The sequence below is a fragment of the Exiguobacterium sp. s78 genome (assembly GCF_018618985.1).
Classification (GTDB): Bacteria; Bacillota; Bacilli; order Exiguobacteriales; family Exiguobacteriaceae; genus Exiguobacterium_A; species Exiguobacterium_A abrahamii.
In genome coordinates this window covers 135712-149129 of sequence record NZ_JACSNB010000001.1, presented here as the reverse complement: position 1 = coordinate 149129, position 13418 = coordinate 135712, and the positions used below count along the sequence as shown (strand labels likewise).

The 13418-nt window shown below is 47.4% G+C and carries 13 protein-coding genes; 3 read left to right on the top strand and 10 right to left on the bottom strand.

Features of this window, described 5'->3' with window-relative positions; all coding sequences use genetic code 11:
- Positions 1–161: 161 nt before the first annotated feature.
- The 3 genes from KNQ18_RS00765 to KNQ18_RS00755 all read right to left on the bottom strand — a co-directional run bounded on the left by KNQ18_RS00765 (position 162) and on the right by KNQ18_RS00755 (position 5720).
- Positions 162–3506 (bottom strand): hypothetical protein, encoded by a 3345-nt coding sequence (locus KNQ18_RS00765; protein ID WP_214771617.1) that lies wholly within the window; start codon positions 3504–3506, stop codon positions 162–164.
- 500 nt (positions 3507–4006) lie between these two features.
- On the bottom strand, positions 4007–4417 hold the full coding sequence (locus tag KNQ18_RS00760) for a hypothetical protein (protein WP_214771619.1): 411 nt from the start codon (positions 4415–4417) through the stop codon (positions 4007–4009).
- A 61-nt stretch (positions 4418–4478) separates the two neighbouring features.
- Positions 4479–5720, bottom strand: coding sequence for a UDP-glucose dehydrogenase family protein (locus KNQ18_RS00755; RefSeq protein ID WP_214771622.1), 1242 nt, complete (start codon positions 5718–5720; stop codon positions 4479–4481).
- 111 nt (positions 5721–5831) lie between these two features.
- On the opposite strand from KNQ18_RS00755, the gene KNQ18_RS00750 reads away from it, so the two are divergent.
- Positions 5832–6083: a hypothetical protein gene (locus KNQ18_RS00750; protein WP_230088487.1), complete on the top strand. Its 252-nt coding sequence runs from the start codon at positions 5832–5834 to the stop codon at positions 6081–6083.
- Positions 6084–6152: 69 nt separating this feature from the next.
- Here KNQ18_RS00750 and KNQ18_RS00745 read toward each other — a convergent pair whose 3' ends face one another.
- From KNQ18_RS00745 to KNQ18_RS00720, 6 genes are all read right to left on the bottom strand, one after another.
- Positions 6153–6578 carry a helix-turn-helix domain-containing protein gene (locus tag KNQ18_RS00745; RefSeq protein WP_029342712.1) on the bottom strand — a complete coding sequence of 142 codons (426 nt, stop codon included), beginning with the start codon at positions 6576–6578 and terminating at the stop codon, positions 6153–6155.
- Between the two features lie 111 nt (positions 6579–6689).
- Entirely contained in the window at positions 6690–8258 is a 1569-nt protein-coding gene (locus tag KNQ18_RS00740; RefSeq protein ID WP_214771625.1) for an SdrD B-like domain-containing protein, read from the bottom strand.
- Between the two features lie 135 nt (positions 8259–8393).
- Positions 8394–8708, bottom strand: a complete 315-nt coding sequence (locus KNQ18_RS00735; RefSeq protein ID WP_214771627.1) for a four-helix bundle copper-binding protein — start codon at positions 8706–8708, stop codon at positions 8394–8396.
- 96 nt (positions 8709–8804) lie between these two features.
- The gene (locus tag KNQ18_RS00730; RefSeq protein ID WP_029342715.1) at positions 8805–9227 is read right to left on the bottom strand and encodes a hypothetical protein; all 423 of its coding nucleotides are present in this window, start codon (positions 9225–9227) and stop codon (positions 8805–8807) included.
- A 7-nt stretch (positions 9228–9234) separates the two neighbouring features.
- Positions 9235–9657: a 3-hydroxyacyl-ACP dehydratase FabZ gene (gene fabZ, locus KNQ18_RS00725; RefSeq protein ID WP_029342716.1), complete on the bottom strand. Its 423-nt coding sequence runs from the start codon at positions 9655–9657 to the stop codon at positions 9235–9237.
- Positions 9658–9684: 27 nt separating this feature from the next.
- Positions 9685–9981 carry a DNA-directed RNA polymerase subunit beta gene (locus KNQ18_RS00720; RefSeq protein ID WP_029342717.1) on the bottom strand — a complete coding sequence of 99 codons (297 nt, stop codon included), beginning with the start codon at positions 9979–9981 and terminating at the stop codon, positions 9685–9687.
- A gap of 404 nt (positions 9982–10385) precedes the next feature.
- Between KNQ18_RS00720 and KNQ18_RS00715 the strand changes: the two genes are divergently transcribed.
- Positions 10386–11753, top strand: a complete 1368-nt coding sequence (locus tag KNQ18_RS00715; protein ID WP_050678221.1) for a copper amine oxidase — start codon at positions 10386–10388, stop codon at positions 11751–11753.
- Between the two features lie 96 nt (positions 11754–11849).
- Complete coding sequence (locus KNQ18_RS00710) at positions 11850–12785, top strand: class F sortase (RefSeq protein ID WP_214771630.1); 936 nt, start codon at positions 11850–11852, stop codon at positions 12783–12785.
- A 38-nt stretch (positions 12786–12823) separates the two neighbouring features.
- Here KNQ18_RS00710 and KNQ18_RS00705 read toward each other — a convergent pair whose 3' ends face one another.
- Entirely contained in the window at positions 12824–13414 is a 591-nt protein-coding gene (locus KNQ18_RS00705; RefSeq protein WP_214771633.1) for a hypothetical protein, read from the bottom strand.
- Between the last annotated feature and the right edge of the window lie 4 nt (positions 13415–13418).

Below are 13418 nucleotides of genomic sequence, written 5' to 3'. Positions count from 1 at the left end.
TACCTGAATTTCCAAATAACATCACATAATTTAACATTTTATAATGATGAATATACGCCCGTTTTTTTAAAATAAGTAAATAGGTTTTTTAAAATGCAATCGATTGCGCTAATACCTCGAAAAAACCTCCTCCTACCGAAGTAGGAAGAGGTTCGCATTTCTTAGTTCAGTCCGAGAAGAACTGCTTTCTCGTAACCACCAGTCAAGACAGAGTTGTCATACGACTGAAGCTCTTTGTTGACCGTGATGACGTTCGACAATGTTTTAAGTGTCCCTTCTGGAACTTTGATCTTAACGATGTCGAGACCGTTCGTGATATCATCATCCGAATCTGCAAGCGAGATGCTTGTGCCGACTGGGAGATTTTTTCCGTTCAACGTGTACTGTGCAGTGTTCGTTGCATCGTACATTCCAGTGTATTGAACACCTTCAGAGAACTTGATACGGATGACGTCTTTTTCATCTTTTGCGTTAGCTGTGACTTTAGCGATTTCGAATGGCGAAGCCACTGGTGTGACTGGCGTTTTCGAAACTTTGAAGTCGTGTGTCGCTGTAGCGACAGTGTTTCCGACATCGTCAGAGAGTGACTTGACGACGACTTTCCACTCTTCGCCGTATCCTTCTTTGTCGACGAGATACTGAAGGTTATCATTCGCAGCGACGCGGAAGTTCATATCTGAGCTATCCGTGTAACCAACGACTGATCCATCGATCGTAACGGTTTTACCGTTTTTATCTTTACCGATGAACTCAACTGTTGTTTTTGGCGGAAGTACTGTACCTTCTGCGTTGATGAGTGGTGTATCCGACTGATCAAGACCACGAAGTTTAACCGGCTCGCTCATCATGACTGTGAAGTCGTTCGTCAAGAGGTAACGGTCAATCGTCGTGATTTCCGCACTCTTCAGATCTGGAGAGTTGAGCGGTGAACCAGCATAGTTGAGATCAAGCGACAACGCGTCGTTTTTCTCGCCGTTTGCTTCTGCTTTGACAGAATCTTTTGCGAGCGAAAGTTTGAACTTATCGTTGTAGTAGTTCTCTTTCGTGTTGACTGTATCGTAGATTTCCGTCCAGTCCTTATTGAGTTCGAGGAGAACTTCGCCTGTCTCTTCATCGTAGTACGTGACATCAGCATACTGGCTGAAGTCTTCGTACAACTTCGTGTTCGAGTTGTAACGCTCGAGTTTCAACTTCTTCGAAGCAAGCAATGCTTTGACCGCATCAAGATCAAGACCTTTCAGCTGTTTGCTGAACATGATACGGAACTGTTCTGGCGACTCAACAACGACACCAGCTGTCGGCTTGACTGTATCAGCAGCGACTGTGAAGTCGAGGTTTTGTGTCGTTCCGATGTTCGACTCATCCGAAAGGGCTGCGAAGTCCATCGCGTTCCAGATCTGGAGTGAGTGTTTACCAGGCGTGAAGTAGCCTTTCTTCGGTCCTGGGTAAGCTTCTTCTGCTTTTGCACCCATCATCATCTGCTCATCGTTCAACGTGATGATGACTGTATCACGGCGATCGACGCCTGTTTTGTTATCAAATCCGAGGTATTCGACTTTGAAGTACTTCTCGCCGTATTGACCATCGATTTTGAACTTCGCGTCTGCGATCGCTTCAGAGAATTTCACTTCAAGTTGGTTCAGACCGACTGATTTGACCGAAGTGACTTCTGGCTGACGTGCATCCGTCAACTTGAAGCTTGCTTTTGACTTCACTTCTGTATCCGTGCTACTTGTGATTTTCGCAAGTACTTTAACAGTTGCGTTGTCTTGGAGTGGTGTTTCTTTATCAAGGATCAATTCGAATGCTTTTGGATTCGAAGGAATCGATTTGATACCGATAACACGTTTCGAACCGTCGAACTGCTCGATTTGGATGTTGTCGTTTGCGAGGTATTCGCTCTCGTCAACAGTCGGTAATTTCTTATCGAGACCGAACGATTTCAAGAGAAGATCACGTGAGACCGCTTTATCGAGGAAGATCGTCACACGATCCGCTTGGTTCGATTCCGCTGCAAGGACGTTGATCAATTCAACTGGTGCTGGCGTAACCATGACCGTGCTGAACTTGACTTTCGCTTGTCCATCGATCTTACCGATCAAGTCTTTGTACTCACCGTTGACTGTTTCGATGATTTGCGCGTCGATTGTTGCTTCGATGTCTGTGTTGCTGAACTCAGACGTCAAGAGAACCGTCGCTTTACCATCTTGAATCGTGACGCGTTCTTTCGCGAGTGAACCGAATGATGTCGATAATTTCAAGACGATATCGTCTGCTTTCGTATCGACTTCACCTGTTGCTTTGTTTTTCAACTGGAATGTGACTTCCGTGTTGTCTGATCCGTTTGCAAGGATCGAAGACGCTTTTGGTGTCACTTCAAGCATCCAGATGTTTTCGACGCTTTGCGTCATGAAGCTGAGTGAACCGAGGTCTTTCGCAACGCCACCAATCAAGATGCCTTTTGCGTCAACTGAGTAGTCCATGCCGTACTCGAGTCCTTCGACTTCAAGAACTGCTGACTTCTTGTCTGCGCTAAGTGTCGCTGACTTGACTGTCGCACCTGCGATTTTAAAGTTGTCTGCTGATACAGAGTCAACGGCACGCGAGAATGAAACTTCGACTTTCTCTTTGCCGATTGCTTTCGCTGAAGCGAGGACCGTGTTTGCGATCGTGAAGTCCATCGGAGCTGATTTGACATCGCCGACTTTGACGACGTAGCTGTGCGTTCCTTCTGGAATGCCACCTTGCGACGCCATGAACTTCCCTTTCGAGAGCGTTCCTTTTGCAACGATTGGCGTCGTTGATAAGTCTTTACCTGGGTAGATTAAGAGTTCTGCCGCTGCGCCCACTGCTGGGTACATGACATCTGCTTTGACTGAAAGCATCTGATCATCGACGCTTCCCATGACGTTCGAGATGCTTGCTGCCTTGACTTCGTAGTTGATGTAACCTGTTACGACAGAGTTAGCACCTTTGTACGAGTAAGCCAGTTTATATTTTCCTGCTTTTGAAGTCGATGGAGTTTTGAGATTGAACTTGCTGATTGGGCGTTTAACGATGATACCTGATTTGTACTGGATGCTGATCGTGCTTGGCAATTGAACTTTTCCGCCAACAGCGACCGGCTCGAGGACTGGTTCGAGGACATCAACTGGGTAGTTTTGAAGTTCGACTTTAAGAACAGCTTTCTTTGTCGTACCTGCTACCTTACCGTAAAGGACTTGGTATTTGTTGATGTATTTCTTTTCGAATTTGACAGAACCGCTCCATTTGACTGAGCGCATTTCGTACTTGCCGTTTGAAAGTTTGACTTTGACTTTCGTCGGAAGCGTCAATTTCTTGACTGCATATTTCGAACCACCAGCGTGCTTCATCAAGATTGGAGAGATGTATTTAACCGAGACCTTCGATGCTGCATCAGCAGCAACCGGTGCTACGACAGACGCCGTGACTGCGAGCGCAGCTGCAGCAGCGTACAATTTGTTCGTTTTCTTCGAATAACCCATGTTTACTATTCCTCCTCTTTTCTAACAAATCAAAAGCGAAAACCCCAATTTTAAATCTACAATATAAGTAAAATATAGAAATATTTTACTTTAAAGCAGTTAAAAAATTCTTTAGTCGTCTTAGGAGGAGTACGTTCTGTTTCACGTGCGACTTTTCGTCTATCATCAAGACGATCCATTCGTGAGCCATTATGTATCCGATTGGGATGAACTAAAGAAACTGCCGAAATCGCTCCAAGAAGCCATTTCTGATTGTAGATTCGTACGTTCAACCGTTTCGTTTTTGAGAATCGGTAGAAACGCTACAGGTCAAATATACAAAACTAGGAAAGACGCTACAATAGATTTTTTGTAAAAAATAGGTGAATAGTAATAAAATAAAATATATTTACATAGGCTGTGCATGGAAATTAAATTTTGGATTCACCCCTTTAAAGAAAACGCTTACATTTTATTATATTTTTGTCTCATTTTCGTTTTACTAAAATAAAGTTTCGATTTCACGAGATGAAATGATCTGCTTTTTCGATTGCTCGGAGGAACGATTCCCGGTGTAAGCGATGGACATCATCGGCCCACATTTCGATCTTCGCTCCACGTCGCTTGAGTTCAATCGGTAATCCGCGACCAATCCAATCGAGCTGCCGTTGCAAGACATGACGTTTTCGTCCTTCCTGTCGTTCTGCCTCCGTGAACTGACGCAGGTACTGCAAGACATAACCGAATCCGAACTCGATCGGAATCCGCAGTTCCGCTCCTTTATCACGGATTCGGATGATCCCGGCTCCATAATGGATGGCTCGAAACAATTCCTCATTGATACGCTGATACCATGTTCCTTGAGTCAGACAGTGCGGCTCTAGTGCGCCTTTTTTCCCACTCGGTAAGACTGCGAAATAATCAATGACCATGCGTCTACTCCTTTTCATCAAAAATAGGTGAGTCCGCGGGGGGCTCACCTATCATGACAGGTCAAACGGTTCGATTGTTCGAAAATGATTTAGCCGGTCTTCCAATACTTTCGTATTGAACATCTCCCGGTTGATCCGTGAATGACCAACAGTTACGTCCATCAACGACACGTGGTTGACGCATCTGACGAACGAATTGCTCTGGTTTAATATTGCGGAGTTCTTCCCATTCCGTCATGATGACCGCGACATCTGCACCCTTCAGCGCTTCTTCTACCGTTTGTTTTTGGTCGAGTAACGTCCGGGCAACTGGATCATAGCCGGTTACACTGACGCCAAGTTGCTCCAGTCGTGTTGCGAGACGTAGTGCTGGCGCGTCTCGTAAGTCATCCGTTCCTGGCTTAAAGGCGAGACCGAGTAGCGCCACGCGCATCCCAGTTCGTGGTTGGATTTTTTGTAAGACATAATCTAGTTGAGCTTCATTCGTTTTATCTGCTGCTTCAATGACATGAAGTTGTTGCTCATGTTCACGAGCGAGCGTCGTAAGCGCTGCGATATCTTTCGGGAAACATGATCCACCGTATCCGGCTCCAGCTCGCAAGAATGAGGAACCAATCCGTGGATCGAGACCAATTCCTTTTGCAACATCCGATACGTCAGCCCCAACAGCATCCGCTAGTCGCGCGATTTCATTGATAAAACTGATTTTCACTGCCAGAAAACTATTCGCCGCATATTTCGTTAACTCAGCCGTCGTCGGGTCGACTGCAACAAGAGGTGCTGTCGTCGCAAATAATGTCGCTAGTTCTTGCGATAAATCGTCATCGTTGGTTCCGATGACGACTCGATGAGGATTCCGCATATCAGCAAGAGCCGTACCCTCCCGTAAAAACTCAGGGACCATCGCAAAGCGTAGCGTCGGATACTGCATCGCTAGTTGCATCGTCGTACCAGGTGGAACTGTCGATTTAATAATGACAGCCGCAGTTGGTGCGATTCGTTCAATATGAGCGACGACAGCTTCTACTGCCGACAAGTCACAACTCCCGTCCGCTTTCTCCGGTGTTCCGACAGCGACAAGATATGTCTTTGCGACTGGGTATTCCGTCGTGAATGTCATTCGTTGTTGATTCGCGACTAGCGCTTCTTCGATCCCCTCTTCTTTAATCGGCGGGATCCCTCGTGTCAATTGCGCCATCCGTTCAGCATTCAAGTCAACGCACGTTACGTGGTGTCCGTTTTCCGCCAGTCCAATTGCAGTCACGAGACCGACATATCCTGTTCCAATCACTGTCAGTTGCATTCCATCACGTCCTTCGATAGTTTCTCTGTCTCCACTATACGGGAGAGCAGAAGATTTGTGCATCGAAAAAGCTTTCTGAATACGCTATACTGGATTACGGGAATGGGAGGAATGCTCGTGGCTATCATTATCTTTTGCCTCGTCTGTCTCATTGCGTATCGGATCCGCAAGCTTCCCGAAGCACTACGGACGATTTTACTCATCCTCGGTTTAATTAGTGGATGGTTCGCGCTCTTTGAGATGATCAGCTTCATCGAAGCTAACCCGTACTTGGCTGCAATCCCAATTGGACTGGGACTTGCTTACTGGTACTGGTACCGTAAAAAGAAACAAGCAAACGACAAAACCCCTTCCGACTCGTGAAGTGGGTTTTTCTTATGGTCGAACGAAAAAAAGCGATGTCTCCTCAATTGGGGACATCGCTTTTCGTGTTCAGGACTGAACTTTCCGTTCGATTGCTGCGATCTTCTCTTCAATCTCAAGCAACTTCAGTTCGTGCTCAAGTTCGAGACGACGTTTTTTGCGTTTTAGACGATCGAGTTCTTCTGCGAGTGACTCGTTCGATGCTTCCGGCTTTGGAGGGGCTTGCTCCATCGATTGACGGAGTGGGTCAAACAAGTTTGATTTCGCAAACTGAGCCGCCTCCGGTCCGAACATATCTTGGATGAGTGGGAGAATCTTGTTCATCGCGGTTCCTGGAATCTGCGACTTCTCATCGACGAGACGTTTCAGCGCCAACTCATCGACGAGATACCCTTTTCCGTCCTGTTCGGCATGCAATTCGCCCGTCCGAATCCAGCGACGGACCGTTTCTTCTGAGACACGTAACAATTCACTGATCTGTTTTGTCGTTAACATCGTCATCCCTCTTTCCCTCTAGTAGTACCTTTACTATACACACATGTGTGCGTGTGTGTCAAAGTATACACACATCAAAAAAGAGACCCTCGTATAGAAGGTCTCTAATCGTTATGCTCCCCGACGAACGAGTAACCAAAGGCCGACGATAGCAAGTCCTACTCCCGTTGCTGCATATGGGAACGGCTTGTCTTCACCTGCTTGTGGTAATGTGCCCGTTGCTGTCGTTGTCGTAGGTTTCGATTGTTTTTCAGCCGAATCGACTGTCTGAACAGATGTTTCTGTTGACGTTGGTGTTGGCGTCGGTTTTGCGACCGGTTCTGCTTTCGCGATTTCCGCGAGCAAAATCGTACCGAGGCTGCCGTCTTCGATCGTCACACCCGCTTCCGGTGATTTTCGCTCGAAGTACTTCAACAATTCATCAATCATCTCTTGTTCTTCCGGCGAGATTGCTTCTTCATCGCTCGCCATCAGTTTCATCGCTTTCGCTTGCTGAGCGAATGACTCATAGTCTTCATACATCTCTTCGTCCATATCCATCATCAAGTCATCCATGTCAAGGTGATGCATCGCTTTGACCGTGTAACCCGCTGCGACTTCCGTCTTGATCGTGTACGTTCCCGGATCAAGTTGGAGCATCATTAAATCATCTTTTGCGATCTTTTCCTGATAGACGTCCTTTCCTGTGATCGCATCCGTCACCGTATACGTCGCAGGAAGTGTTCCTTCATCAAAATCTGGCTGTTGGTTTCCGTTTGCATCAAAGAAATTGACAACGGCTAACCAATGCTCGAACGCACCGTCGAGCTCTTCGTCGCCGTAAATCCCAGCGTCGATCACTTCCGTCTGACCTGCGACGAGACGGACTTTCTTCATCCCAAAGTCTTCATCGACATCGGAGTCGATCGTCCGGTCGTCACCAACGTTTTGCTCGGAATAGAAATAGTACCCCATGTCATATCCGTCGACTTCGACTTCATATGTTCCTGGTTTTAAATCCTTGAAGCTGTATAGACCATTCTTCGTGTATACTTCATCGATGACATCTTCATTCCGGTCCATCAAATAGACGACGACATCATCGAGACGTGTTTCCTTCTCTTGGCGAATGCCGTCTTCGTTCTCATCGAACCAGATCGTTCCTTCGATCGTTGCCGTCGTCGGTACCTCGACTGGTGTCGGTGTCGCGTCATCACCTGTCTCTGGCTCGTCTGTCGTCGGCTCTTCCTTGACCGGTTCTTCCGTCACAGGCTCTTCCGGTGTCGGTTCGTCTGTCGTCGGTTCATCCGTTGCCGGATCTTCTTTAACCGGTTCTTCTGTTACTGGTGTCTCTGGAGTTGGTTCTTCTGTCTTCGGCTCTTCTGGCGTGACAACTTTACCGAACTGGACAAGAATCGTCCGTTGTCCATCTGCTGAGACGACCTTGACGACAGGTGCCGTCTCTGCCGTGAACGTCACGACCGGTGTCTCTTCGATGTTGACGTCTTCACCTGTCACGCCATCTTCAAAGACGAGTGCCGTCTCCGACGTGATATCAACGATGCCTGTGCCTTCAAACGTCAACGTATATGGACCCGTGCCCGTCCCGGTGACGTCCCACTCGACAGTTTCTGCGTAGACCGGTAACTTCAGTCCGAACGCGACGACGAGTGCCATCAAAAGTAAGCTAAGTTTTCTCATGAGTGTATGTATGCTCCTATCGTGATTTAATATTACCTCCCTAAATAGTAAACAAATCCGCCAAAAATAACCAGAAAAAATCTTGAATTCCTGCTATTTTTTTATAATAAAAAAGCCTTGTCGAGAGACAAGGTCTTAGACGAGCTGACTACACGCTTGCGCACATGCCGTACACGCCTTCGCACACGCTTGGCAATGGTCATGATCGTGTTTACTACACTCAGCGGCACAGGCTTCACATATCTCCTGGCATGCCTTTGCAAGAACCGCGACATTCGAGCTGTTTCGAGCGATTGCTTGTAGCAAGAGGCTACAGATATCCGCACAATCCCGGTCGAGTCGAATACAATTCGCCATATGTCCGACATGTTCTTCCTTCAGACAGGCATCAAAACAATGATTACAAGCAAGAATACAATCTGTCAGTCGTTGCTGTACCGTGTGATTCATAATGATTCCTCCTTTGTATATGTTTTTTGTACCCTGACGAGCCGAAATCAAACAAAAATAAGACAGCACATGGAGCTAGAAGCTCGCTATGCTGTCTTATTTGACGATTTCAAGCGGAATCTCGATCCCACGCCCTGCTCCTGCATCAATGATGAGGACCGGAAGACGTTGGTCATCGAAGACTTCTTTTTCAATCGTCGTATTGGACGTATAGGTCCGGATTTCCCCCATCTTCTTCGCTTCGAAGGAGACGAACGGAAACGGAATCGATTGATTGGCGACTTCGAGCCGAATATCGACCTGTTGGTCATCGAGTCGAATGTCATTCGCTGTCCGGATAACAAGACGCATCCGGTCATTTTCCGTCAGAGTGACCTGAGCGGAAATGTTCTCGGTCTGTCCTGCACGCTTAACGGGATCTACGATGACCGTCGGGGAAGCGGTCTTCGCTTGTTCTGCGCGCTGACAACCAGGAACGACGAGTAAGGAAATCGCGAGGGGGAGAAGCCAGCGTTTCATGTTCGCTTCACTTCATAGCAAACGTCAGTTCAGCGACACAGGCGACTTCCCCATCGACTGTGGCTGTGGCACGACCTTTACCGATTGGTCCGCGGACCTTCGTCAATTCGACTTCGAGGCGGAGCTGATCCCCGGGCACGACTTGACGTTTGAAGCGGCATCCTTCAATTCCTGCGAAGAAGGCAAGCTTCCCTTGGTTCTCTTCCATCTTTAGCACGGCGAAGGCACCGACTTGGGCGAGTGCTTCGACAATCAAGACGCCGGGCATGACATTGTATTCTGGGAAATGGCCATTGAAGAATTCTTCGTTCGCCGTGACGTTCTTGATACCAACGGCACGTTTTCCCTCTTCGACTTCCAAAATGCGGTCAACGAGTAAAAATGGATACCGGTGCGGAATGACTTCCTTGATTTGTTCGATCGTATACATATTCGACAGCTCCCATCACTGATTAAATTAAGATTTCATCCAAAAATCGGTGATGCGGGTCCATGTGTCGAGCTTTAACACATCCATTGCCTCGCCACCACCAAACGTCGCATAACCCACCATTGCGCCGACGATCAGTGCTACGACGATGAGAACGAGAACGATCAGTACACGTACGATGATCGGAACTCGGCGTGTCGAATATGCACGAAGACGTCGCTCTGATTTGTGCTCCGGATTGCCGGTTTCCTGGTTTGAAGCCTGTTGCTTCTTCTTCAGGCGTTCACGCGTTGGCTGATCCGTGCCTGTTTGGTTTTGTACCATCTTGATCACCTTTCATTGATTCAGTCTGAGAACAGTATAGCATATTAGTACCTGGTATTAAATAGTTCCAAATTCGCTACAAAACGTGTTCCGCAACTAGTGTAACACGACCAGACAGGCAATTCCTCTAAAAAATTTTAGTTTGTGTATATAAGGAAGGCGAAAAACAGTTTCCCACGTTCTGCGGTTTTTTTACACTTTTTTAAATCCAAACTGAACTGTCCGGCGTAAGCTTTCCAGAACGACGCATCAACGGTTCTTGGGTGGCACGAAACATCACTTCAACAACTCATTGAAAAAATTAAAACTTTATGCAATCCAAATCACCCGACGTTGCGTAAGCTATTCAGAACAGGCAAGAAACACCTACCAAATAAACCAAAAACTGAGAGGAATGATTTAAGATGAAACACACGAAAAAATTCGCAGCATCAGCAATGGCAGCAGCACTCGTACTACCAGGAACGGCAGCATTCGCTTCCGGTGGCGGAGAAGACATGAAACAAGATGCACCGAAAAACGTCACGGTCAAAACAAAAGCCGCTGATCTTCGTGCAACACTCGATCAATTACTCTCTGAGCACTTCGTCCTTGCAGTCATGGACATGAAGAAACAATATGACGGTTCAAAAGACGCGCAATATTACGAAGCAGCACTTAAACAAAACGCACTCGACATGACTCCAGCAATCGCTTCAGTCTATGGCGAAGAAGGCGCAAAACAGTTCGAGAAAATCTTCGTTGATCACAACAAATATACGACAGACCTCGTCAAAGCTGTAAAAGCGGACGACCAAGACGGTATCAACGCTTCGAAGAAAGAAACAGAAGAGTTCGTCCAAGATCTCTCAAGCTTCCTCGATACAGCTACGGAAGGTAAACTCCCGAAAGCAGCTGCTGAAGAAGTTCTCCGTGCTCACGAAGCAGACGTCTACAAAACATTCCAGCAATATGCAGCTGGTGACTACGAAGGATCGTACAACACGTTCCGCGAAGGTTACAGCCGTATGTATGATATCTCAAAAGCACTCTCTGTTGCTATCACAACACAGATGCCTGAGAAATTCGACAACACGAAAGCTGACTCAAAAGCAGCAGACCTTCGTTCAACACTCAACAGCCTTGCAGCTGAACACGTTGCTCTTGCAAACCTCAGCATGACAGCTGGTGTCGACCAAGCGAAAGATTACGATGCAGCAAACTGGGCTGAAGATATGCATACAGCTGACTTCAAAGCAGCAATGAAATCAGTATACGGTCAAGCCGGTGCAGATCAATTCGAGCAAGTTTGGACGAAAAACCACATCGAAGCACAAGCTAATCTCGTCACAGCAGCAATCAATGACGACAAAAAATTGATGGGTGACGCACAAGATATGCTCAAAATGTTCTCGAACGACTTCGGTGCATTCCTTGGTGCAGCTACAGAAGAAAACCTTCCAACAAAAGCAGCACAAGAAGCCGTATCAGGTCACGAGACTTACGTCCAAGATACGTTCATGCAGTATGTTGAAGGCGACTACAAAGGTTCTGTCGACACATTCCGTGAGTCTTACGCTTACATGTACGGCGTAGGAGCTAACCTCGGTGATGCAATCGTTAAACAATCACCAGAGAAGTTCATGGATGGTACTCCAGGATCAATGCCTAACACAGGTAACGGTGGAATGAGCGACAACAACTCAGCTGCAACAACTGGTGCGATCGCAGTATTCGGTCTTGCACTCGGAGCAGTCGGTCTTGTCCTCGCACGTAAACGTCAAAACGCCTAAGAAATTGGGTATAATCAATAACAGGATAGCGACATGCTATCCTGTTATTTTTGTACATAGAGGGAATCCCTTCTCTCGGAAAGGAGATACGCGTTTATGAAACGTTGGTTATTACCAGCGAGCATCCTCTTGATGGTCGCATCGGTCGGAACACTGCTGTTCCTCTTGTTCGGTCAAACAAAACCGGATACATCAAACATCACGCAAGGTGATCCAAAAACAGAATCCGCGGCCTCTTCCGAGACGAAGGAAGAAGATCCGCTCAAGCCGTCTGAAATCTTCAAGAAGGAGTTCAAGGACCTCTCGGCAACGGAGGTCGAGCTTCCGAAACAACTCTTCATCCCGAAGCACGACATCAAGACGAAAATCGAACAGGTCGGGCTCGATAAAGATGGCGCGATGGCGACACCTAAAAACGAACAACAAGCCGGCTGGTACAAGTTCGGTCCGCGTCCAGGTGACGTCGGTAATGCCGTCATCGACGGTCACACTGATACGAAGACCGGTCCAGCAATCTTCTATAAGTTGCATGAGCTGAAGAAAGGTGATCCGGTCGAAATCACCGATGCGTCCGGACGGAAGCTCGTCTTCCGCGTCAAAGAGCTCGTCCAGTATGATCACTTAAAAGCACCACTGAAGAAAATCTTTGGTCCAGCCGATACCCGGAACCTCAACTTGATCACCTGTATCGGAACGTATGATGAGAACCAAGGCACGTATGATGACCGACTCGTCGTCTTCACGGAACTCGACGAAAAAGCATCGGATCCAGTCAAGACGCCACCAAAACCGGCGACGAACATTCGCGTCAGTGGTGGATTCATCAACTGGTATGCGTCAACCGATGAAGACGTCGTCAAATACAACGTCTATCAAGAGAAGGATGGAAAACGCAAAAAACTCGGTACGACAGAATCGATCGAGCGTAAAGCGTTCCCACTCCCAGAAGATGCAACAGGTCGTTTCGTCGTCACAGCGGTCAATAAAGCAGGAATCGAATCAGAAGACGCGTTCAGCGCCGTCCAGAAATGACAAAACGGGATGTCTCCAACTTGGAGGCATCCCGTTCTTTATTTTGCTGCTGGTAATGCAATCCGGAGTTGTTTCTTACCGGACATCGTTTCATAGAACAGACTGAGTCGTCCTTCCGTCACGCGGAGTTGCTCCGACGGAATAAAGACGATCCCGATCCGACTCTCATCCGGTTTGTATTTACCGTTCAAGGCATTAAATTGATCCGCAATCGTCACAATCTCGTCCTCTGTCTCATACTCCCCGATCTTCGGTAAGATTTCAATCTCGTCCGCTGACTGATTCGTCACTTTGACCGTGATCGCAAGCAACCGTCCCTGCTCCCCCATCACTTGGAGGAGCTTTTGTTTTTCGACCTTCATTTGAACGAGCGGTGTTTGTCGCGTTTTTTCCGTCGTATCGACGTCCAGCGTCTTCAGCTTCAATCCTGCCATCTCATAGACGACACCGAGTCGATCTTCGCGATCGAACTGCTTCAGCTGTGCTTCATTCAGTCGAATTGACGTCCGTGGTTTCGTTTCTTTTACCGGCTCCTCTGCCTGAAACCAACCGAAGAGTGGGACCATGAATTTCGTTACGATGAGGAGGACGAGCAAGCCCGACATCACATAAAACAATACTGTCTTCACACGT

Coding starts and splice junctions, on each gene's coding strand:
- KNQ18_RS00765 (WP_214771617.1), bottom strand. CDS start 3,506: ATGGGTTATTCGAAGAAAACGAACAAATTGTACGCTGCTGCAGCTGCG.
- KNQ18_RS00760 (WP_214771619.1), bottom strand. CDS start 4,417: ATGGTCATTGATTATTTCGCAGTCTTACCGAGTGGGAAAAAAGGCGCA.
- KNQ18_RS00755 (WP_214771622.1), bottom strand. CDS start 5,720: ATGCAACTGACAGTGATTGGAACAGGATATGTCGGTCTCGTGACTGCA.
- KNQ18_RS00750 (WP_230088487.1), top strand. CDS start 5,832: ATGCTCGTGGCTATCATTATCTTTTGCCTCGTCTGTCTCATTGCGTAT.
- KNQ18_RS00745 (WP_029342712.1), bottom strand. CDS start 6,578: ATGTTAACGACAAAACAGATCAGTGAATTGTTACGTGTCTCAGAAGAA.
- KNQ18_RS00740 (WP_214771625.1), bottom strand. CDS start 8,258: ATGAGAAAACTTAGCTTACTTTTGATGGCACTCGTCGTCGCGTTCGGA.
- KNQ18_RS00735 (WP_214771627.1), bottom strand. CDS start 8,708: ATGAATCACACGGTACAGCAACGACTGACAGATTGTATTCTTGCTTGT.
- KNQ18_RS00730 (WP_029342715.1), bottom strand. CDS start 9,227: ATGAAACGCTGGCTTCTCCCCCTCGCGATTTCCTTACTCGTCGTTCCT.
- fabZ (WP_029342716.1), bottom strand. CDS start 9,657: ATGTATACGATCGAACAAATCAAGGAAGTCATTCCGCACCGGTATCCA.
- KNQ18_RS00720 (WP_029342717.1), bottom strand. CDS start 9,981: ATGGTACAAAACCAAACAGGCACGGATCAGCCAACGCGTGAACGCCTG.
- KNQ18_RS00715 (WP_050678221.1), top strand. CDS start 10,386: ATGAAACACACGAAAAAATTCGCAGCATCAGCAATGGCAGCAGCACTC.
- KNQ18_RS00710 (WP_214771630.1), top strand. CDS start 11,850: ATGAAACGTTGGTTATTACCAGCGAGCATCCTCTTGATGGTCGCATCG.